Annotated in this window: 21 protein-coding genes; 11 read left to right on the forward strand and 10 right to left on the reverse strand. The window is 64.7% G+C overall.

The annotated features are described in order from the left end of the window. Positions 1-147 precede the first annotated feature (147 nt). Positions 148-1,404 carry an aspartate kinase gene (locus CO669_RS32400; RefSeq protein ID WP_097666309.1) on the reverse strand — a complete coding sequence of 419 codons (1,257 nt, stop codon included), beginning with the start codon at positions 1,402-1,404 and terminating at the stop codon, positions 148-150. Between the two features lie 150 nt (positions 1,405-1,554). Between CO669_RS32400 and CO669_RS32405 the strand changes: the two genes are divergently transcribed. The 4 genes from CO669_RS32405 (at position 1,555) to CO669_RS32420 (ending at position 4,365) form a co-directional block, all read left to right on the forward strand. Then, positions 1,555-2,022 carry a PH domain-containing protein gene (locus CO669_RS32405; protein ID WP_097666311.1) on the forward strand — a complete coding sequence of 156 codons (468 nt, stop codon included), beginning with the start codon at positions 1,555-1,557 and terminating at the stop codon, positions 2,020-2,022. Between the two features lie 14 nt (positions 2,023-2,036). After that, positions 2,037-2,810: a bifunctional 2-polyprenyl-6-hydroxyphenol methylase/3-demethylubiquinol 3-O-methyltransferase UbiG gene (gene ubiG / locus CO669_RS32410; protein WP_198964373.1), complete on the forward strand. Its 774-nt coding sequence runs from the start codon at positions 2,037-2,039 to the stop codon at positions 2,808-2,810. Between the two features lie 112 nt (positions 2,811-2,922). Next, positions 2,923-3,204, forward strand: a complete 282-nt coding sequence (locus CO669_RS32415; protein WP_097666313.1) for a GIY-YIG nuclease family protein — start codon at positions 2,923-2,925, stop codon at positions 3,202-3,204. A 261-nt stretch (positions 3,205-3,465) separates the two neighbouring features. Continuing rightward, positions 3,466-4,365 carry an EamA family transporter gene (locus CO669_RS32420; protein WP_097666315.1) on the forward strand — a complete coding sequence of 300 codons (900 nt, stop codon included), beginning with the start codon at positions 3,466-3,468 and terminating at the stop codon, positions 4,363-4,365. A gap of 6 nt (positions 4,366-4,371) precedes the next feature. On the opposite strand, the gene CO669_RS32425 is transcribed toward CO669_RS32420, so the two are convergent. Genes CO669_RS32425 through CO669_RS32445 form a run of 5 tightly spaced genes read right to left on the reverse strand, consistent with a single transcriptional unit; the run spans position 4,372 to position 7,192 of the window. Beyond that, positions 4,372-4,704 (reverse strand): hypothetical protein, encoded by a 333-nt coding sequence (locus CO669_RS32425; protein ID WP_097666317.1) that lies wholly within the window; start codon positions 4,702-4,704, stop codon positions 4,372-4,374. 13 nt (positions 4,705-4,717) lie between these two features. Further along, the gene (locus tag CO669_RS32430) at positions 4,718-5,200 is read right to left on the reverse strand and encodes a DUF1178 family protein (protein ID WP_097666319.1); all 483 of its coding nucleotides are present in this window, start codon (positions 5,198-5,200) and stop codon (positions 4,718-4,720) included. Continuing rightward, positions 5,197-6,075, reverse strand: a complete 879-nt coding sequence (locus CO669_RS32435; RefSeq protein WP_097666321.1) for a carbon-nitrogen hydrolase family protein — start codon at positions 6,073-6,075, stop codon at positions 5,197-5,199. Before CO669_RS32435 ends, CO669_RS32430 begins: the two co-directional genes overlap by 4 nt. Then, the gene (gene grxC, locus CO669_RS32440) at positions 6,072-6,347 is read right to left on the reverse strand and encodes a glutaredoxin 3 (RefSeq protein WP_097666323.1); all 276 of its coding nucleotides are present in this window, start codon (positions 6,345-6,347) and stop codon (positions 6,072-6,074) included. The genes CO669_RS32435 and grxC overlap by 4 nt, the downstream gene beginning before the upstream one ends. A gap of 47 nt (positions 6,348-6,394) precedes the next feature. After that, positions 6,395-7,192 carry a ComF family protein gene (locus CO669_RS32445; RefSeq protein ID WP_097666325.1) on the reverse strand — a complete coding sequence of 266 codons (798 nt, stop codon included), beginning with the start codon at positions 7,190-7,192 and terminating at the stop codon, positions 6,395-6,397. 215 nt (positions 7,193-7,407) lie between these two features. On the opposite strand from CO669_RS32445, the gene CO669_RS32450 reads away from it, so the two are divergent. Further along, a complete protein-coding gene (locus tag CO669_RS32450) occupies positions 7,408-8,253 on the forward strand; it encodes a methyltransferase domain-containing protein (protein ID WP_198964374.1) in 846 nt (281 codons plus the stop codon). A 132-nt stretch (positions 8,254-8,385) separates the two neighbouring features. Here the strand turns inward: CO669_RS32450 and CO669_RS32455 are convergent, their stop codons facing one another. Further along, complete coding sequence (locus CO669_RS32455; RefSeq protein ID WP_097666329.1) at positions 8,386-8,796, reverse strand: (deoxy)nucleoside triphosphate pyrophosphohydrolase; 411 nt, start codon at positions 8,794-8,796, stop codon at positions 8,386-8,388. A 140-nt stretch (positions 8,797-8,936) separates the two neighbouring features. On the opposite strand from CO669_RS32455, the gene CO669_RS32460 reads away from it, so the two are divergent. Next, positions 8,937-10,268 (forward strand): TadE/TadG family type IV pilus assembly protein, encoded by a 1,332-nt coding sequence (locus tag CO669_RS32460; protein WP_097666331.1) that lies wholly within the window; start codon positions 8,937-8,939, stop codon positions 10,266-10,268. A 164-nt stretch (positions 10,269-10,432) separates the two neighbouring features. Here the strand turns inward: CO669_RS32460 and argJ are convergent, their stop codons facing one another. Further along, positions 10,433-11,692 (reverse strand): bifunctional glutamate N-acetyltransferase/amino-acid acetyltransferase ArgJ, encoded by a 1,260-nt coding sequence (argJ, locus tag CO669_RS32465; protein WP_097666333.1) that lies wholly within the window; start codon positions 11,690-11,692, stop codon positions 10,433-10,435. Positions 11,693-11,794: 102 nt separating this feature from the next. Then, positions 11,795-12,715, reverse strand: a complete 921-nt coding sequence (locus CO669_RS32470) for a peptidylprolyl isomerase (RefSeq protein ID WP_198964375.1) — start codon at positions 12,713-12,715, stop codon at positions 11,795-11,797. Between the two features lie 354 nt (positions 12,716-13,069). On the opposite strand from CO669_RS32470, the gene secA reads away from it, so the two are divergent. Together secA and CO669_RS32485 are read left to right on the forward strand one after the other, a co-directional pair. Next, a complete protein-coding gene (secA, locus tag CO669_RS32475) occupies positions 13,070-15,910 on the forward strand; it encodes a preprotein translocase subunit SecA (protein WP_097666337.1) in 2,841 nt (946 codons plus the stop codon). Between the two features lie 534 nt (positions 15,911-16,444). Beyond that, entirely contained in the window at positions 16,445-16,849 is a 405-nt protein-coding gene (locus CO669_RS32485) for a DUF6006 family protein (protein WP_143278775.1), read from the forward strand. A 194-nt stretch (positions 16,850-17,043) separates the two neighbouring features. Here the strand turns inward: CO669_RS32485 and CO669_RS32490 are convergent, their stop codons facing one another. After that, on the reverse strand, positions 17,044-17,487 hold the full coding sequence (locus CO669_RS32490; protein WP_097666343.1) for a MarR family winged helix-turn-helix transcriptional regulator: 444 nt from the start codon (positions 17,485-17,487) through the stop codon (positions 17,044-17,046). 179 nt (positions 17,488-17,666) lie between these two features. Here CO669_RS32490 and CO669_RS32495 point away from each other — a divergent pair, with 179 nt between their 5' ends. The 3 genes from CO669_RS32495 to CO669_RS32505 all read left to right on the forward strand — a co-directional run bounded on the left by CO669_RS32495 (position 17,667) and on the right by CO669_RS32505 (position 21,414). Further along, complete coding sequence (locus CO669_RS32495; protein ID WP_198964376.1) at positions 17,667-18,851, forward strand: substrate-binding domain-containing protein; 1,185 nt, start codon at positions 17,667-17,669, stop codon at positions 18,849-18,851. Between the two features lie 154 nt (positions 18,852-19,005). Beyond that, positions 19,006-20,520, forward strand: coding sequence for an amidase (locus tag CO669_RS32500; protein ID WP_097666347.1), 1,515 nt, complete (start codon positions 19,006-19,008; stop codon positions 20,518-20,520). A 36-nt stretch (positions 20,521-20,556) separates the two neighbouring features. After that, positions 20,557-21,414 (forward strand): branched-chain amino acid ABC transporter permease, encoded by an 858-nt coding sequence (locus CO669_RS32505; protein ID WP_097666349.1) that lies wholly within the window; start codon positions 20,557-20,559, stop codon positions 21,412-21,414. Positions 21,415-21,416 lie beyond the last annotated feature (2 nt).

Raw genomic sequence — 21,416 nt, forward strand, 5'->3', positions numbered from 1 at the left:
CAGCGGCCTGAACTGGGACACAGTCTGCGGCAGCCCACCCTGTTCGCCGTATAGCGAATTGAGGCTTGTTTTGCCAAGCAAAACGCCTGCCAAACGCGAATGTGTGGAGACCTCAGCGTTTGCTGCGACCGCTAAGAGAAAATCCGTCTAGGCTTGGTCGAGACCGTAGAGCGTGTGCAGCGTGCGCACCGCAAGCTCGGTATAGGCCGCGTCGATCAAAACCGAGAATTTGATCTCGGAGGTTGTAATGGCCCGGATGTTGATATTCCGCCCCGCGAGGGCCGAGAACGCCTGGGCGGCGACGCCGGCGTGGCTGCGCATGCCGCTGCCGATCACCGAGATTTTTGCGACGTCGGTGGCGGTATCCAGCCGTGCATAACCGATCTTGCCCTTGGCGGCGGTAATCGTGTCCTTGGCGCGGGTGTAGTCGGCGGCCGGCACCGTGAAGGTGAGGTCGGTGGTCTTGCCGTCTTCAGAAACGTTCTGAACGATCATGTCGACGTTGATGTTGGCATCCGCCAGCGGGCCGAAGATCGAGGCGGCCACGCCCGGCTTGTCCTCGATCTGGCGCACAGAGATCTGGGCCTCGTCCTTGGAGAAGGCGATACCGGTGACGACGTGGTTTTCCATGATCTCCTCCTCGCCGCAGATCAGCGTGCCGGGCGGCTGGTTGGCATGCGGGTCGATATCCTCGGGCTTGTCGAAGCTCGAGCGGACGAAGATCGGCATGTTGTGGACCATGCCGAGTTCCACCGAGCGGACCTGGAGCACCTTGGCGCCCTGGGAAGCCAGTTCCAGCATGTCCTCGAACGCGATCTTGTCGAGCCTCTTGGCCTTCGGCACGATCCGCGGGTCGGTGGTGTAGACGCCGTCGACGTCGGTGTAGATGTCGCAGCGGTCGGCCTTGACGGCGGCGGCGATCGCCACGGCCGAGGTGTCGGAACCGCCGCGGCCGAGCGTGGTGATGCGGTTGGTCCTGGGATCGATGCCCTGGAAGCCGGCGATGACCGCCACCTCCTTGCGCTCCTTGAAACGGCTGATGATCTCGCTGCCGTCGATGTCCTCGATCCGGGCCGAGGCATGGGCGTCGCTGGTCTTGATCGGGATCTGCCAGCCCTGCCAGGAGCGGGCCTGGATGCCCATGCCCTGCAGCACGATGGCCAGCAGGCCCGAGGTCACCTGCTCGCCCGAGGCGACGACGGCGTCGTATTCGCGCGCGTCGTGCATCGGCGAGGCCTCGGTGCACCAGGCCACCAGCTCGTTGGTCTTGCCCGACATCGCCGAGACGACCACGGCCACCTCGTGGCCGGCGTCGACCTCACGCTTCACATGGCGTGCGACGTTGCGGATACGTTCGATGTTGGCGACGGATGTGCCGCCGAATTTCATCACGAGGCGGCTCATGACGACGCGTGCATTCCTTCATAAGGATCAGTATGGTGGCCCGCGCTGGACGGGCCTCGCGGACACCGACCGCGCGTATACATAGCGGCGGGGCCGGGGGCAAGCGGGTTCCTGCGGGGCCGGTTGCGGGGGTAATGGGTTAACTAGGTCATGGCGCGTTACATCGACGAGATCCTGCAACCGGGCGAGCGGGTGCTGTATTCGACCAACGCGCACTGGATCTTCTATTTTCCGGCGATCCTGGCCTGGATCGTGGCTTTGGCCCTGTTCGTCTTGTCCCGCCAAACGATCGTCGAAGGGCTCGTGCTGCTCTGCCTCGTAGGCTCCGGCCTCGCGGCCCTGGCGGCCCTCTTCTGGACCGTAAAGGCCTGGTTCCATCGCTGGACCATCGAGACAGACGTCACCAACCTCCGGGTCGTGCACAAGACCGGCTTCATCAAGCGCCGCACCTTCGAAATGGCGCTGGACAAGGTCGAGAGCGTCGACGTCGATCAGACCATCCTTGGACGTATTCTCAACTACGGCGACGTGACGATTCGCGGCGTCGGCGAGGGGATCGAGACGATCAAGACCATCGCCTCGCCGCTCGCCTTCCGTAGTTCGATCACCACGCGGTAGGACCGCGCGTAACCATGAGCATGCAGCAAAATACTTCCGAAACCGCAAGCCCGCAGCAGGGATCGACCGTCGACGCTGCCGAGATCGCGAAATTCTCAAAGCTCTCGGCGGAGTGGTGGGACCCCAACGGCAAGATGGCGCCGCTGCACCGGATCAACCCGCTGCGGCTCGGCTACATTCGCGATGCCGCCTGCCGCAAATTCGAGCGCAACGTGCGCAGCCTCAACTGCCTCGGTGGCTTGCGCGTGCTCGACATCGGCTGCGGCGCCGGCCTCTTGTGCGAGCCACTGTCGCGCCTCGGCGCGCAGGTCATCGGGGTCGATCCGTCCCAGAGCAACATCGCCGCCGCGAAGCTGCACGCCGACAAGGGCCATCTTGCGATCGACTACCGCTGCACCACGGTGGAAGAGATCGACCCGCGCGAGCGCTTCGACATCGTGCTGGCGATGGAGGTGGTCGAGCACGTCGTCGACGTCGGCGTCTTCCTCAAGCGCTGCGCCGCGATGCTGAAGCCGAACGGCCTCATGGTGGTCTCGACGCTGAACCGCAACTGGAAGAGCTTTGCGCTCGCCATCGTCGGCGCCGAATACGTCCTGCGCTGGCTGCCGCGCGGCACCCACGAATGGAACAAGTTCGTCACCCCCGACGAGCTGACCAAATACCTGCTCGACAACCGCCTCGTCATCACCGAGCAGACCGGCGTGGTCTACTCTCCCTTCGCCGACAAATGGTCGCTCTCGTCGGACATGGACGTGAACTACATGGTGGTGGCGGAAACGATGGTGTGAGGGCTTTCGTGAGTGAGGCACGAATTCGTGTCCCTTGGAGGGTGTCGTCCCTGCGAACGCAGGGGCCCATAGCCACAGGCCCCTGTGGCTAGCAAAGACAGGCGCTCCGAGCATGTACTACGTCTACATCCTCGCCAGCCGCCATCACGGAACGCTCTACATCGGCGTTACCGATTCACTGCAAGCGCGACTGCAGCAGCACCGCGCCGGTAAGGGTTCCGAGTTCGTGAAACGCTACGGCGTGTATCGGTTGGTCTACACCGAGGCCTACGAACGAGCGGACGAGGCAATCACCCGCGAAAAGCAGCTCAAGCGCTGGAAGTGCGACTGGAAGATCGAGCTGATCGAGCGTGACAATCCCGAGTGGCGTGATCTCAGCGATTTGCTGGTTTGACGGCGTGATGCCGCCCAGCAAACGCTGTCGTCCCTGCGAACGCAGGGACCCATACCGCGTGATCTCTCGGTGGGGTTTGGTGTAAGACGCGCAGGTTGGCAGTCTTCGCAAAACTGCTCTCCGGGGTTATGGGTCCCTGCGTTCGCAGGGACGACAGTGTGCTTGTTGCAAGAGCATCGCACCCATGACGCCCCTGTGGTTGACCGGTGAGTCTGTTCCCGTCAGGCTGATCAACCTCTCTTCCTAGCCCCTTAGCTCCCCATGCTCACCATCGCCAGCCTCTGGATTCCCTTCACCATCATTGCCGCGCTCGGGCAGGTGGCGCGCAATGCGATGCAGCGGTCGCTGACCAAGCCGCTGGGGACCTGGGGCGCGACCAATATCCGCTTCCTGTTCGGCTTCCCGTTCTCGCTGCTGTTTCTCGGCGTGGTGCTGGTTGCGACCGGCGATCATCTCGGCATGCCGCCGACGGTGTTCTGGCCGTGGCTGCTGCTCGGCGCCCTCAGCCAGATCGTCGCCACCGGGTTGATGCTGCTCGCGATGAACGACCGCTCCTTCGTGGTGACCACGGCCTATCTGAAGACCGAGGCGATCCAGACCGCGATTTTCGGCTTCGTCTTCCTGGGCGATCACCTGACCTGGCTGAAGGTGCTTGCGATCGTGGTCGCCACGATCGGTGTCGTCATCACGGCGTTGCGGCCCGGCGGCGAGAAGAGCTTTGCCGAGTTGAAGCCGACCCTCACCGGCCTGATTGCTGCGGCGTGTTTCGCGCTCTCCGCGGTCGGCTTCCGAGGCGCGATCATCAATGTCCCCGGCGTCTCGTTCGTGACGGCGGCATCGCTCACGCTCGTGCTCGGCCTGTTCGTGCAGACGCTGGTGTTGACCATCTATCTGCTCTGGCGCGCACCGAAGGTGCTGCAGGCGATCCTCGGCCTGTGGAAGCCGTCGATGCTGGCGGGCTTCATGGGCGCCTTCGCCTCGCAGTTCTGGTTCCTGGCCTTCGCGCTCACGGCGGCCGCCAATGTCCGCACGCTCGCGCTGATCGAGGTGCTGTTCGCGCAAGCCGTGGCCTATTACTCGTTCAAGCAGCCGATCGCGCCGCGCGAGATCTTTGGCATCGCGCTGATCGTGGTCGGCGTGGCGGTGCTGGTGGGGGCCTAGGAAGAACTAGCGAAGGCCGGCGAGAATGCCGGGCGCCAAGACGCGCAACTCGCCGCTCAACAGCGGGTTTGCCAGATCGTGTATCGCTGCGTGGATCACGTCCTCATATCCCAATTCGAATCCAATATCCTCACGGCATTCGACCAGATTGGCCCAATCCTCGACCGTAAGGGCATCGATCTCCCCGGTCGAAAACCGTTCAAGGACGGCAACGATATCGCGCCGTGCCAGTGTAACCACTGGATCGCTATCCCAAGTCAAGGAGCCGACTCCGGCTCTCAGCTTTGGGATGGGCGCATCGAAACGAATGAGCGACGACAGGATCGCTTCGCGGCTCATGCGAGAGCTCACGTCAATTCCGGTCTTCCGGCAGCGTCGGCAGCGGCGACACGTCGATGCCTTCGTCGATCAGCGACTTCGCCTCCTCCGGCGAGGCTTCGCCATAGATCGGACGATGCTCCTTGTCGCCGTAATGCATGGCGCGGGCTTCGTTGGCGAAGCGCTCGCCGACATTGTCGGCGTTCTTGACGATGTGATCGCGCAGCTCTTTCAGCTTGGTGCGCAGCTCTTTCTCCTGCGCCATCAGCAGCGAGGTCGGCCCTGATGGTGCGGCCTCGGGCGCGGCGGTCGTCACCGGCTCGGGCGGCGGCGTCGCGCGTCCGCGGCCCTTCTTGCCGACGATGCGGGGGGCCATGATCGCCTTGTCGACCTTGGCGGAGCCGCAGATCGGGCACGTCACCAGCTTGCGCTTGACCTGTGAATCATAGGCCGAAGAGCTCTGAAACCAGCTTTCGAAATCGTGGTTCCGGTCGCAGCGGAGCGCGTAGCGGATCATGCCGATCCCCGCACCAGATGCAGATGATCCGGTCCGGCCTTGGGGTCGGACACGCCGAAGCGGCGGCCGTGCTGGAGCGAGGGGATCGCGCGGCGCGCGGTCTCGACCTTCGCCGGATCGATCTTCGCCATGATGATGCCGGGCTCGACGTCGCCCTCGGCGAGGATCTCGCCCCAGGGATCGATGATCAGCGAATGGCCGTAGGTCTCGCGCTTGTTCTCGTGGGTGCCGGCCTGCGCCGCTGCAAAGATGAAGCAGCCGGTCTCGATCGCACGCGCGCGCAGCAGCACATGCCAATGCGCCTCGCCGGTCTTGCGGGTGAAGGCCGAAGGCACGGTGATGAAGTAGGCGCCGCTCTCGGCCAGCGCACGGTACAGCGCGGGGAAGCGCACGTCGTAGCAGATGGTCAAGCCGACGCGGCCCCAGGGCAGGTCGGAGATCACGGCGGTCTCGCCCGGCTGGTAATTGGCGGATTCGCGATAGCTCTCGCCGTCGGGCAGCTCGATGTCGAACATGTGGATCTTGTCGTAGCTCGCGAGCACATTGCCCTCGGGCCCGATCAGGAAGGAGCGGTTGACCGCCTTCTCCGGCGAGAAGCGCAGCGCCAGTGAGCCGACATGGAGGTGGATCTTCAGCTCCGCCGCGAGCGCCCGATACGCCTTCAGCGAAGTGTCGTCCTCCTCGCTCTGCAGATGCTCGAACAATGCCTTGCGGTTCAGCTGCATCATGTTGCTGACTTCGGGCGTCTGCACGTAGTCGGCGCCATTGGCTGCCGCCTGCCGGATCAGCTTCGTGGCCTGCTCGAGGCTCGGCCCCGGCAGGAGGCCGGTGCGCATCTGAACCATGGCGGCGGTGAACGTGCGGTTCTCGCTCATGAGGTGGCCTTCACGCCTTCGAGCATGCCGTCGAGCTTGCCCTCGCGATCGAGCGCGTAGAGATCGTCGCAGCCGCCGATATGGGTTCCGCCGATCCAGATCTGCGGGAAGGTCGAGCCCTCGCCGGCGCGATCATACATCTCCTGGCGCCACGATGGATCCTTGGCGACGTCGAATTCCGTGAAGGCAACCTTCTTGCGGGTCAGCAGCGATTTGGCGGCGGAGCAATAGCCGCAGCCTGGCCTGGTGTAGATCTCGACAGCGGCGGTCATCTCGTCTGGCGCTCTCATGTCATGAATTCATTGAATTATATGGGACTTTACCTGATCTCCACAACCCGGGCGAAGACCAGCACGTCGACCTGGGCGGCCTTGGCGCGCAACAGGGCCCGTGCACAGGCATCCAGCGTGGCGCCCGAGGTCAGGACGTCGTCGATCAGGATGATGCGGCGTCCCTGGACCTCGGCCTGGCGGTCCGGAGATACCTGGAATGCGCCCTGCACATTGGTGGCGCGCTGGGCCCGCGACAAGCCGATCTGCTGCTCGGTGGCGCGTACCCGGCGCAGCACCTCGCCGCGAACCCTGACGCCGCTCTGCCGCTCGATCACGCGCGCCAGCGCCCCGGACTGGTTGTAGCGGCGCCGCCAGGCCCGCCGCCAATGCAGCGGAACAGGCACCAGCATATCGGCCCCATTCAGTAGCTCGCCGCCCGCCCGCGCCATCCAGCGTCCCATCGCCGGCGCCAGGTCTGTGCGGTCCTGGTATTTCAGCGCGTGCACCAGCGTGCGCGCGACGTCGTCGTAGCGCACCGCCGCGCGGGCACGCTGGTAGGCCGGCGGGCTCGCGATCGCCTCCATCGACAGCATGTCGGGGCCGGGGTCGTAGACGAAGGGAATGCCGAGCCGCGGGCAATAGGGCCGCTCGATGAACGACAGCCGCGCCCAGCACGAAGCGCAAACGCCCTCGCCATCGACCGGCTCGCGGCATGACACGCACTGTGTCGGCAGCGCGATGTCGAGCGCCAGCCGCGCCGTCCGCGACAGCACATGGCGGCCAGCCGTCCACGCGGCTCGCAGCGGCGCGGCGATGGAGCGGGTGGGGGCGGCGTCGGCGTCCATGGGGAGAGGCTAGCGTTCCGCGCTCGTTGGCTCAAGCCACGCTCTCGTGCCCCGGACCCAGCGCAGCGCGCAGCGGTGCGCTGCTGAGCCGGGGTCCAGAAGTTTGTGCACGCCGAGGCATGGGTCCCGGTTCTGCGGAGCGTCACTGCGTTCCGCACCGCGCCCGGGACACGAGAGCGATTGCCAGAACGACTTGGATCGGCGTAACCAGCGGCATGGCTCAGCCCCCGCAAACCCCGCCCGCTCTGTTCGATCGCGCCTTGCTGTATGCGCGGCAGCGGCGCGCGCGGGCGCAGGGCGGGGTGACGTTCCTGCTCGACCGCGTTGCCGAGGACATGACCGACCGGCTGGCGGCGGTGATGCGGGAGTTTCACGCCGCGGCCGATCTCTGGACGCCCGGTGAAGATCTTGCGGTTCTGCGCGCGCGGCTCCCCTCCATCGAACGGATCGCGCTCGAGGCGGCCGGCGCGGAAAAGCTGCCCTTCGCACCCGAAAGTCTGGACCTCGTCGTCTCGGCGCTGGCGCTGCAATTCGTCAACGACCTGCCTGGCGTGCTGGCGCAGGTTCGCCGCGCGCTGAAGCCGGACGGGCTCCTGCTCGCCGCGATGATCGGCGGCGACAGCTTGACCGAGCTGCGCCAGGCCTTTGCCGCGGCCGAGGCCGAATGCGAGGGCGGCGTGTCGCCGCGCGTTGCACCGTTCGCCGATCTCAGGGACATCGGCGCGCTGCTGCAGCGGGCCGGCTTTGCGCTGCCGGTGACCGACGTCGACCGCGTCGTGGTGCGCTATGGCAATGCCTTCGCCTTGATGCAGGATCTGCGCCGCATGGGCGCGGCCAATGTGTTGATCGAGCGCCGCCGCACGCCGAGCCGGCGCGCGACGCTGCTGCGCATGGCCGAGATCTACGCCGAGCGTTTTGCCGATGCCGACGGCCGCATCCGTGCCACGTTCGACATCATCTGGCTCTCCGGCTGGGCCCCGCACGCGAGCCAGCAGCAGCCGCTGAAGCCGGGGTCGGCGAAAGCGAGTCTCGCGGAGGCGGTGAAGAAGGCGGGGAAGTGACGCGTGTCCCGGACGCGCTGCAGCGTGAAACGCTGCTGCGCAGAGCCGGGACCCAGTTTGCGGCATTCTTGGGCCCCGACTCTGCAGCGCACCGCTGAAGAAGCGCTGCGCTGCGTCCGGGGCACAGTGCAATCACATCAACAAATCAATCAGATGCGGGATCAGCGGAATGTCCGCGGGCGGCATCGGGTAGTCGCGCAGCTTGTTGGCGCGAACCCAGGCCAGGGTCTGGCCTTCGCGCGGCGCGACCTGCCCTTCCCAGCGCCGGCAGATGTAGAGCGGCATCAGCAGATGGAAGGTCTCGTAGGCATGGCTCGCGAAGGTCAACGGCGCCAGACACGGTTCGGCGACGGTGATGCCGAGCTCCTCATTGAGCTCGCGGATCAGGCTCTGCTCTGGCCGCTCGCCGGGCTCACACTTGCCGCCGGGAAATTCCCAGAGGCCGGCCAGCGTCTTGCCCTCGGGGCGCTGCGCGATCAGGACGCGTTTGTCGGCATCGACGAGCGCGCAGGCCACCACCAGTGTCAGTTTGAGATCGGCCATACGCCTCTGTTATCAGCTCAAGATCGTTCGCAATGGCTTGTTAACCCCGTTGCGGCTCCGCGTTTTTGCGGTTTGCATAAGTCATATTTAATCAACGGTTCCTAGAGTGGAAACATATTTAAACCATTCCAGGCCAATCCATGCTCGCCGTGCTTCGCACCACCATCCGCCGGTTTGCCCGCGACCGACGCGGCAATATCGCGGTGATTTTCGCGCTCGCCTGCGTTCCCCTGATCACGGTGATTGGCTGCGCCGTCGATTACTCCCGCGCGACGCAGATTCGGGCCAAGCTTCAGGCCGCGGCCGACGCGGCCAGCGTCGGCGCAGTCGCCAAGGCCTCGCCGGGATTCGCCGCGGCAGGCACGATGACCTCGGACGGCGGGATCCCGGTCGGCGTCACCGATGCCAAGAACATCTTCAATGCCAACGTCGCCAACCTGACCGGCTACACGCTCAACAGCGTCACGCCGACGGTGGTCAAGAGCGGCTCGACGGTCACCTCGACCGTGGCGTTCAGCGCCAGCGTCAAGACCATGTTCCTCGGTGTGATCGGCAAGACCGCGCTGGCGATGAGCGGCACGTCGACGGCGACGGCCAGCATGCCGCTCTATGTCGACTTCTACCTCCTGCTGGACAATTCGCCGTCGATGGGCGTAGCGGCGACGCCGGCCGACGTGACCAAGATGGTCAACAACACGTCGGACAAATGCGCCTTCGCATGCCACGACTACAACGACTCGAACAACTACTACAATCTCGCCAAGACGCTCGGCGTCACGACGCGAATCGACGTATTGCGCAGCGCGACCCAGTCGCTGATGGATACCGCCGCGGCCAGCGAGACCTATTCGAACCAGTTCCGCATGGCGATCTACGATTTCGGCGCATCTTCAAAAACCATCGGTCTGCGCGCGCTGTTCTCGCTGTCGGCGAGCCTGTCGAGTGCCAAGACGGCGGCGGGCGGCATCGACCTGATGGGCGTCTACGGCAACAACGATTCCTACACCGCCGACAAGGACACCCAGTTCAGCACGGTTTTTCCGGCAATCAACTCCGCGATCACCGCGCCGGGTGCCGGCACATCGTCTGCGCCGCTGAAATATCTGTTCTTCGTCTCGGACGGTGTTGCCGACGAGTACAATACCGGTTGCTCCAAGCCGCTCGTGAGCGGCGGGCGCTGCCAGTCGCCGATCGACGTCTCGCTCTGCACCACCATCAAGAATCGCGGCATCAAGATCGCGGTGCTCTACACCACCTATCTGCAGCTGCCGACCAACTCCTGGTACATGACCTACATCGACCCCTTCAACAAGGGCCCGTTCGGTCCCTCGCCGAACAGCGAGATCGCCGACAACATGCAGAGCTGCGCCTCGCCGGGGCTGTATTTCGAGGTCAGCCCGACCCAGGGCATCTCGGATGCGATGAATGCGCTGTTCCGGAAAGCGGTCGCGGACGCCCGGATTTCGGGGTGATCCGAAGCAAGGCGCGATCTCCGTCGCTCTGAGCTGGCCGCTTCGTCAGCGGCCCTCGAGGGCGACGGAGCGGCTCTCTCCGCGCAGTTACAGCGGGGCCGGCATCCTTCGAGGCTCGCTTCGCGAGCGCCTCAGGACGGCCGGAGGGGTGTGGTGGGCCTGACTTACGACCTGTAGTCCCCGTTGATCGCCACATATTCCTTGGTGAGGTCGCAGGTCAGCACGCGGTCGCGGCCCTTGCCGAGGCCGAGCGAGACCAGAATCGCGATCTCGGGGGCCTTCATCGCTTCCGATACCTGCACCTCGTCATAGGACGGATCGCGCGCGCCGTTCCTGGCGACGCGGATGCCGTTGAAGGAGATCGAGAGCTTGTCGCGATCGGCCGGCTCACCGGCCTTGCCGACCGCCATCACGACGCGGCCCCAATTCGCGTCCTCGCCGGCGATCGCGGTCTTCACCAGCGGCGAGTTGGCGATCGACATCGCGATTCTGCGCGCCGAGGCCTTGGTCTTGGCCCCCTCGACGGTGATCTCGACCAGCTTGCGGGCGCCTTCGCCGTCGCGCGCCACCTGCTCGGACAGGTTCGCCAGAACCTGGTTGAACGCCTTCACGAAGGCCTTCAGGCGCGGGTCGCTGGCGCGGCTGATCTTTGGCGCGCCGTGCTCGGCGGCCGCGCCGGTGGCGAAGGCCAGCAACGTGTCCGAGGTCGAGGTGTCGCCGTCGATCGTGACCGCGTTGAACGTGTCCTCGACGCCGGCCTTGAGCAGCGCCTGCAGCGCCGCGGGCGCGATCGGTGCGTCGGTGAAGATGAAGGACAGCATCGTCGCCATGTCGGGCGCGATCATGCCGGCGCCCTTGGCCATGCCGTTGATGGTGACCTTGGCCTTGCCGAGCTTGACGGTCGCGGTCGCGACCTTCGGGAAGGTGTCGGTGGTCATGATCGCCTTGGCCGCGGCGAGATAGTCGCCGGGCTCGGCGGTCTCGGCGAGGCGGCCCAGCACGCCGTCGAACTTGGTCGCATCCAGCGGTTCGCCGATCACGCCGGTCGAGGCCAGGAAGATCTCGCTTTCGCTGCATCCGACCGCCTTGGCCGCGATCTTCGCGGTCAACGCGGTCGAGGCGCGGCCGGTCTTGCCGGTGAAGGCATTGGCGTTGCCGGAATTGACGACGAGCGCGCGCGCCAATCCTTTTTTAGAAGATACGCCGCCCTTCAGCTTGGCGCGGCACCATTCGACCGGTGCGGAGGGGCATTTGGACTTGGTGAAGACGCCGGCGACCGTGGTGCCCTTGTCCATCACCGCCAGCAGCACGTCGGTGCGGTTCTTGTAGCGGATGCCGGCCTCGGCCGTCGCAAGGCGGATTCCCGCGATCACGGGCATGTCGGGGACGTTCTTGGGGGCGAGGGGGGAGACGGAGGAGGACATCGCGGGGCGCCTTGGTGAGGTCTGGATATGCAGATGGCCGGGCATGCGCCCGGCCATTGCGACGTTAAATACTATTGGCGTCCGCGAAGTGACAGCGAATTCTTACTTCTTCGCGGGCGGCGCCATCTTGCTGTCGGACGGCTTGGCTGCGTCGGCCGGCTTCGCATCCTTCGATGCGTCCGCCGCCGGCTGGTCCAGCCGCTCGACCTTGGCCTCGGCGCGCAGCTTGGCGACGTACTCGGCCTGGGCCTTGCGGGTGACGTAGCTTTCGATCTGGGTCTTGACCTGCTCGAAATCCGGCGCCTTGCGGTTGCGCTTTTCCTCGACCTTGATGATGTGCCAGCCGAACTGCGACTTCACGGGGTCGGAGATCTTGCCCGGCTCCAGCGAGAAGGCCACCGCGGAGAATTCCGGCACCATCTGCTCCTTGGTGAAGAAGCCGAGATCGCCGCCGTCGGCCGAGCCGGGATCCTTGGACTTCTTCTTGGCGAGCTCGGCGAAATCGCCGCCCTTGTCGAGCTCGGCCTTGACCGCCTTGGCCTCGTCCTCGGTCTCGACCAGGATGTGGCGGGCGCGCACCTCCTGCTCGCCGGTGATCTGCTTGGAGGCCTCCTCATAGACCTTCTTCATGGCGTCCGGGGTGGTGGCGGCCTTGCCCTCGCCCGCGAGCAAGCTGTCCATCAGAAGCCGGTTGCGGGCGAATGCCAGGCGCTTCTTGAACTCCTCGCCGTCGGCGACCTTCTTGTCCTCGGCAGCCTTGCTGACGATTTTCATGTCGATCAGGAACGACAGGACGTTCTCGTCCTTGGTCGCCGGGTCCATCTGGGCGAGGCTCGGTCCGAGCTCCTCCTCGGCCATGGCGACGTCGCTCTTCTTGATTTCCGTGCCGTTGACCTTCGCCAGGACCGGATCGTCAGCGGCCCGGCCGGGACCCGCGATCAGCGCCAGCGCAAGGCAGCCCACGAGGGCGGTGGCGAGGCCGAAGCGCAGGCCGGTTTTGGTTACCGGGAACGAGGTGGTCATGGAAAATCCTTTTGTTGAAGCAGGGGGCTGCTCGAGCGGGGCGGACACTCGCCCAATTCAGGGGGCCTTGGCAACGCGAAAAGTCTGTCAAAATGATGAATTAGCCGCAATGCGCCCGCCGTTGACAAGGCCCTGACCGGGCCATATCTCTGCCCGGTCGCGACCATGGCGATGGCGTTTATTTTGCTGCGTTTTTGGCCGTTGAACCCAGACTTGCCCAATTCCCACCCATATGGCGGACGACCCCCGCAGTCCGGGCTGTAGGCGCCATCAGGCGTCACGGTGAGTTGATAGGCAGGCGGGTGACAACTTCTTGGCTGCAACGCGGTTAATTCGCGAACACAGGAACTAGGCATGATCGGCGCGCTCGCCCGCAAGTTTTTCGGCTCCGCCAACGACCGGCGGGTGAAGGGATACCAGTCCCGCGTCAACGCGATCAACGCGCTGGAGCCCGAGGTTTCCAAGCTCTCGGACGAGGCGCTCAAGGCCCGCACCGCCGAGTTCAAGAAGCAGCTCGCCGAGGGCAAGACGCTCGACGACCTGCTGGTGCCCGCCTTCGCCACCGTGCGCGAGGCGGCCAAGCGCACCCTCGGCCAGCGCCATTTCGACGTCCAGCTGATCGGCGGCATGGTCCTGCACGAGGGCGACATCGCCGAAATGAAGACCGGCGAAGGCAAGACGCTGGTCGCGACGCTCGCGGTCTACCTCAACGCGCTCGCCGGCAAGGGCGTCCACGTCGTTACCGTCAACGATTACCTCGCCCGCCGCGACTCCGGCTGGATGGGCCAGATCTACGGCTTCCTCGGCCTGACCACCGGCGTGATCGTGCACGGCCTCGACGACGCCGAGCGCAAGGCCGCCTATGCCTGCGACATCACTTACGGCACCAACAACGAATACGGCTTCGACTATCTGCGCGACAACATGAAGTACCGGCTCGAGGACATGGTCCAGCGGCCGCACTTCTACGCCATCGTCGACGAAGTCGACTCCATCCTGATCGACGAAGCGCGTACGCCGCTGATCATCTCCGGTCCGCTCGACGACCGCTCCGATTTCTACAACACCATCGATTCGTTCCTGCCCAAGCTCGACAAGGCCGATTACGATGTCGACGAGAAGCAGCGCACGGTGACGCTCACCGAAGCCGGCATGGAGAAGATCGAAGGGCTGTTGCGCGATGCCGGCCAGCTCAAGGGCGAGTCGCTCTACGACGTCGAGAACGTCTCCGTCGTGCACCACATCAACCAGGCGCTGCGCGCTCACACCCTGTTCACCCGCGACAAGGACTACATCGTCCGCGACGACGAGGTCGTCATCATCGACGAGTTCACCGGACGCATGATGCAGGGCCGCCGCTACTCCGAGGGCCTGCACCAGGCGCTGGAGGCCAAGGAGCACGTGACGGTCCAGCCCGAGAACCAGACGCTGGCCTCGATCACCTTCCAGAACTACTTCCGCATGTACGAGAAGCTCGCCGGCATGACCGGCACGGCGCTGACGGAAGCCGACGAGCTGTTCGACATCTACAAGCTCGAGGTCGTGGAGATCCCGACCAATCTGGCAGTCGCTCGTCTCGACGAGGACGACGAGGTCTATCGCACCCAGAACGAGAAATACGCGGCAATCCTGGCCGAGATCGAACGCGCCAATGCGCGGCTGCAGCCGGTCCTGGTCGGCACCGCCTCGATCGAGAAGTCGGAAGTGATCGCCGAATACCTCAAGAAGCACGGCTACCGGCAGATCGATTTCGGCAACGAGAACTCGATGCAGAAGCTGTACGCCGCAGCGCGCGCCAACAAGCCGGCAAAGCTGTTCGCGGTGCTGAACGCGCGCTTCCACGAGCAGGAAGCCTATATCGTCGCCGAGGCCGGCGTTCCCGGCGCGATCACGATCGCCACCAACATGGCCGGCCGCGGTACCGACATCAAGCTCGGCGGCTCGCTCGAAATGCGGATCCAGCAGGAGACCGCCGGCATCGAGGACGAAGCCGAGAAGGCGAAGAAGATCGAGCAGATCAAGGCCGACATCGAGCATTTCCGCGACATCGTGCTGAAGGCCGAGGAGACCGTCGAGCTCGAGCCGGCGAAGGGGAGCAAGCCCGCCAAGACCGTGAAGAAGCCCGGCGGCCTCTACATCATCGGCTCCGAGCGTCACGAATCCCGCCGCATCGACAACCAGCTGCGCGGCCGTTCCGGCCGTCAGGGCGACCCCGGCCGCTCCAAGTTCTTCCTGTCGCTGGAAGACGATCTGATGCGCATCTTCGGTTCGGACCGTCTCGACAGCATGCTGCAGCGTCTCGGCCTGCAAGAGGGCGAGGCCATCATCCATCCCTGGATCAACAAGGCGCTCGAGAAGGCGCAGCAGAAGGTCGAGGCCCGCAACTTCGACATCCGCAAGAACCTGCTCAAGTTCGACAACGTCCAGAACGACCAGCGCAAGGTGATCTTCGACCAGCGCGTCGACCTCATGAAGGACGAGAGCGTTGCCGAGACCGTGACCGACATGCGTCACGCTTTCATCGACGACCTCGTTGCCAAGCACGTGCCCGAGCATGCCTATGCCGAGCAGTGGGACGTGGCGGGCCTGAAGGACGAATTGAAGCGCGTGCTCGACCTCGACCTGCCCGTCGACGAATGGGCCAAGGAAGAGGGCATCGCCGACGAGGAGCTGCTCACCCGCATCGAGACCAAGGCCGACGAGCATATGGCGGCCAAGGTCGCGCAATGGGGTCCCGACGTGATGCGTTACGTCGAGAAGACCATTCTGTTGCAGACGCTCGACCATCTCTGGCGCGAGCATCTGATCATGCTCGACCATCTGCGCCAGGTCATCGGCCTGCGCGGCTACGGCCAGCGCGATCCCTTGCAGGAGTACAAGACGGAAGCCTTCAACCTCTTCCAGGAGATGAGCGCTCACTTGCGCGAGGCCGTCACGGCGCAGTTGATGCGCGTCGAGATCGTTCCGCCGGAGCAGGAAGCTCCTGCTCTGCCGCAAATGGAAGCTCACAAGTTCGATCCGAACACCGGCGAGGACGAAATGGCCATCGCCAACGTCTCGCTCGGGGCGCAGGCCTCCGACGCGGCGCTGCGCGATCCGAAGAATCCGGCGAGCTGGGGCAAGGTCGGCCGCAACGAGGATTGCCCTTGCGGCTCGGGCAAGAAGTACAAGCACTGCCACGGGCGGTACGCCTGATCGATGATCTCAATACCCGGCGAACGCGCGGTGCCGTATTGGCCTACGAGTTCGCCCGGGGTTGGAATGCTTCCGATCCATGTGGCGCCTGCTGATCTTCAGGTGCATCACGAATGGTAGGCGCACGCCAGTGAGGATGGCTGCCTCACGTTTGTGAGGGCCCGGCTTCCGTCACGCGCGGCTGAGCACGCTTTGGCCATTTGGCAGCCGGCCCCGATGTTGAGCGAACTGGTCCTCGGCCCGTTCATCACCTTCGCGAGACGATTGCCCCGTTGTACGCGCGTGGCCTGCAGCGCCTGCTCCTTTGATCAGTTCCGTGGGCTGCTGCTGCAGATTGTCCGCGGCCACGCGCTCGTCCGGCTGCGCAGCCGCAGCCCGGAAGCCGATGGCGCGAGGCGCGGCATCATGTCTCGGACAATGCCTGCGGGTAGATCATTCAATCTTTTGCTACTGCTCATGTGATCTGGATCACCTCTGCAGAGCCCAATCCATGTTTGATTGAATCGCACGGGGCCGAGAATTGGGAGCCAGACAATGTCCAGACGCGCGCTGCCCACCACCTTGTGTGTTCTTGCCCTGAGTTTCTTAGCCTGCGGTTCCGCGCCTGCGAGCCAAGTGGGCGGATGGTGGGGCGGAACATGGTCGTGCAACATCGACGGCCGGCCCGCCCGGATGAAATGGGCCGCCGTTGATGACAGTCAAACAAGCTGCGACGGCGACACCTGCACCACCAGTTCGGGAGCACGCTGGGCAGGCAGCTTCTCGGACAATGGCTCGCGATGGGTGAAGTTGACAAATCCGCGCACCGGGACGCAGGGCGGCGTCTACTTCAACCATGCCGACGGCAATAAATGGTATTTGGCCAAACCGGTCAGCAACAAGGCCGCGGGCTGGACGACATGGAACGGCCAACGCTATCGCCTCTCGTGCTGGCGATGATGCCATCATGCGGCGCCTGCTTATCCTCCGCCTGGACTCGAAGGCGAGCCTAGAGGACTGAACAAGGCCCGGATGCGCGCTGTGAGCGCCAACGCCAGCCGGCGTGACCAGCGCGCGTGCTTTCGTGGAGAGACTCTCTCCCTGCATTGAATGGCAGATGAGCGTGTCGGCTTCGCAAGGCCCCCACGCTCGCATTAATTCGAGCTGTCGATCAAGCTCTCCAGCAGCCGCTTCAATTCGCTCGTCGGCTTGTCGCCGTAGCTTTCCAGGATGTGCTCCTCCTGGTCGACCGCGAGCGAGTTGAGCTTCTTGCACAGCACCTTGCCGCGGTCGGAGATGAACATCAGCACCTTGCGGCGGTCGTTCGGGTCCTGCACGCGATAGACCAGCGTGTCCGAGACCATGCGGTCGATCATCTTGGTCAGCGTCGGATGGTTGAGCAGCACGGCCTCCGCGAGCTCGCCCATCGAATGGCCGTTGCCATCCGACAGCACCTTCAGGATGCGCCATTGCTCGACCGGAACGCCTTCCTTGCTCAACCGCAGTTCGAGCTGCCGGTTGATCTCCCGGTTGGCTTGCGCGAGCAGATAGGCGAGGTGTTCGGTGATCGGGGTGTTTGTTTTGGTCGGTTTTGCCACGGCTAAGACTTCGTCTTGACCCAAATGAGTGAATGTCTTGCAATCAATGCTGCATCTATATGCACTTCAATTGTTGAATATTCAATATTTTCAAAATAGGATCATTGCCCAACAAAAGGGCGGATGCCGCGGCCGCCCGCAGAATGTGCTTTCAGGTCTGCTGCCAGACAGGAGTTGGCGTGCGCGCGACGGTAAACTTCCCGGCTCACGGCGGTCCGGCGTTGCCGCCGTCCATGCTGCTCAGGAATCTGTCGTCATCGGCGGCTGACGGCGCGCTGTCGCCGCACGATCACGCTCTCCTCAGGCGGCGCGGCAGCAACAGGCTCCGCATCGGCGGCTTCATCTGCTGCTCCGGCTCGCCCGGCGTCTGGGGCCCCTGCGCCACCAACAGCGCGCAACTCGCCGTCGCCGAGATCAACAGGCGGGGTGGCATCCTCGGCCGCGAGATCGAGCTGTCCATCTACGACGCCGGCGGGCCGCTGGATGAGGTCCTGGACCGTGCCGAACAGGCGATCGCGTTCGACGAGGTCGATCTGATCGTCGGCCTGCACACCAGCGCGGTCCGCGTGGCCTTGCGCGACGTCACCACGCGCCATCGCATCCCCTACATCTACACGCCGGTCTACGAGGGCGGCGAGCGCACGCCTGGCGTGATGGCGATCGGCGAGACCCCGCGCTGGCAGAGCCGGCCGTCGATCCACTGGCTTGCCGACGTCAAGAAGGCCCGGCGCTGGTACCTGATCGGCAGCGATTACGTCTGGCCCTGGCAATCGCACCGCGCGGTGAAGAACTACATCAGGGAAACCGGAGGCCACGTCGTCGGCGAAGAGTTCGTTCCTCTCGGCGAGGACAACCACGAGCCGCATCTGGCGCGTATCCGCGCCGCGAAGCCCGACGTGGTGCTGATCTCGCTGATCGGCACCGACAGCGTCACCTTCAACCGTGCCTTCGGCGAATGCGGGCTCGGCGCCACGACGCTGCGGCTCGCGGGCGCGATGGACGAGACCGTGCTGCTCGGCATCGGCGCCGACAACAGCGAGAACATGTTTTGCGCCTCCGGCTATTTCACCGGCACGGGCGCGCGCGCCAATGACGAATTCCAGAGCCGATACCACGCGATGTTCGGGCCGACCGCGCCGCCGATCGGCTCGGTCGGGCAGTCCAGTTACGAGGGGCTGCGCTTTCTCGAAGCCGTCGCGAACAAGGCCGGTTCGCTGTCGATGGGCCCGATGCTCGCGGCCGGCCGCAACATCGTCTACAGCGGCGCCCGCGGCCCGGTCACCATCCGCGACGGGCGCGCGCGGATGCCGATGCATCTGGCTGAAGCCGACGGTCTCGATTTCAAGCTGATCAAGCCGATCTGACCTCGCCGCGGCAATTCCCGTGGGCCGGCTTGCAAAATAATACTTGAAAAGGAAAATATTTCCGTTTTGAATGTTTCCGCCGGGCCGGTGCGCTCGTCGCGCCAAACGCGACCGCACGCCCAAGGACTGATCCAGAAAACTTCAGGAGAGCGCCGTGACAGTTGCCCTTCCCACGCCAGCCCAGCTTCGCAGTGTCGCCGAGCAATGCGGCCTTTCGCTCACCGACGAGGACGTCACTTCGTTCCGCGGCCTGATGCAGGGCTCGATCGAGGCCTACAATCTCGTTGCCGCGATGCCGGACGAGCTGCCCGAGGTGAAATATCCGCGCACGCCCGGCTACCGGCCCGCGGCGGAGGAGAACCCGCGCAACGCCTGGTATCGCAAATCGACCGTGAAGGGCGCCGCCAGCGGCAAGCTCAAGGGCAAGACCGTCGCCCTGAAAGACAACATCATGCTGGCCGGCGTTCCCATGACCAATGGCTCGTCGACGCTGGAAGGCTACGTGCCTGATTTCGATGCCACCATCGTCACGCGCATGCTGGATGCCGGCGCCGAGATCAAGGGCAAGGTGCATTGCGAGCATTTCTGCCTGTCCGGCGGCAGCCACACCGGCTCCTACGGGCCGGTGCACAATCCGCACAAGATGGGTTACTCGGCCGGCGGCTCGTCCTCGGGCTCGGGCGTCGTGGTCGCGCTCGGCGAGGTCGACATGGCGATCGGCGGCGATCAGGGCGGCTCGATCCGCATGCCGTCCTCGTTCTGCGGCACCTACGGCATGAAGCCGACCTGGGGCCTCGTGCCCTATACGGGCATCATGCCGATCGAGATCTATGTCGACCACACCGGCCCGATGACGGCAACGGTCGCCGACAACGCGCTGCTGCTCGAAGTGCTCGCCGGCGACGACGGCTACGATCCCCGCATCAAGGCACCGAAGGTCGAGGAATACACCAAGGCGCTCGGCCAGGGCGTCAAGGGCATGAAGATCGGCATCGTCAAGGAAGGTTTTGAGCAGCCGGTCGCAGAGGCTGCCGTGAATGAAAGCGTGCGCGAGGCTGCAAAGCGCTTCAGGGATCTCGGCGCCACCGTCGAGACCGTCTCGATCCCGATGCACCTCCTGGGCGGCGCGATCTGGACCCCGATCGGCACCGAAGGCCTGACCCAGACCATGATGTTCGGCGACGGCTACGGCCTCAGCCGCGGCGATCTCTACTCGACCTCGCTGATGGATTTCCATCGCGGCTGGCGCCGGCAGGCCGATTCGCTGTCCGAGACCACGAAACTGTTCATGATGCTCGGCACCTACATCAACAACAATTTCGGTCCGCGCTTCTACGGCAAGGCACTCAACATCTCGCGCCGCCTGACCGCCGCCTACGACAAGGCGTTCAAGGACTACGACCTGCTGCTGATGCCGACCACGCCGATGAAGGCGACCAAGCTGCCGGAGCCCACCGCCAGCCGCGAGGAATACGTTGCCCGCGCGCTGGAGATGATCTCCAACACCGCGCCGTTCGACATCACCCATCATCCCGCGATGTCGTTGCCCTGCGGCATGGTCGACGGCCTGCCTGTCGGTCTGATGCTGGTGGGGCGCATGTTCGAGGAATCCACCATCTACCGCGCCGCGCATGCCTTCGAGCAGATCGGCGACTGGAAGAAGATGTGAGCGGAACCCCCGTGAACACGAGCGGAGCGGCAACGCATGGCTAACGCGTTCGTCGCAGCGTTCGAGATCCTGAGCTTCGGCGCGATCATCGTATTGATCGTGCTGGGGCTGGGGATCATCGCCAGCATGATGGGCATCTTCAATTTCGCGCAGGGCGAGTTCGTCCTGCTCGGGGCCTACATCACCTATCTCGCCTATGCCAAGGGCCTGCCGATCTGGGCCGGCATGGTCGCGGCGCCATTCCTGGTCGGCGGGCTCGGCTTCGTGCTGGAGGCGCTGATCATCCGCCGCTTCTACGCCGCGCCGATCGTGGCCATGCTCGGCACCTATGCGCTCGGCCTCATCATCCGCGAATCCGTGCGCGGCCTGATCGGTGGCTTCTATCTCACCGTGCCGGAGCCGATCGGCGGCTCGATCGACATCGGCGCCATGCACATCTCGGCCTGGCGCTTCACCATCATCGTCATCACGCTCCTGGTGATGGCAGGGTGCTATCTGCTGCTGTCGCGTACCAGCTTTGGCCTGCGCATGCGCGCCACGCTGGAGAACCCGTCGCTGGCCCGCGCCTCCGGCATTTCCACGCCCTTGATGTACGGCGCCACCTTCGCGTTCGGCTCCGCGCTCGCCGGTCTTGCTGGCGCGCTGATCGTGCCGGTGTTCAGCCTCTACGCCGATCTCGGCCTGCGCTTCCTGATCCAGGGCTTCGTCGCCGTCATGGTCGGCGGTGTCGGATCCTTCATCGGACCGGTCGCGGGTGCCGGCGTCATCGGCACGCTCAGCGCGGCGCTGCCATGGATCATGGCGCCTGTCGTCGCCGACGTCCTCGTCTTCGTGCTCGCCATTGTCTTCATCAAATTCCGCCCGCAGGGCCTCATCGCTGGAAAAGGGGTTTAGTC

Source organism: Bradyrhizobium sp. Y36, assembly GCF_002531575.1.
Classification (GTDB): Bacteria; Pseudomonadota; Alphaproteobacteria; order Rhizobiales; family Xanthobacteraceae; genus Bradyrhizobium.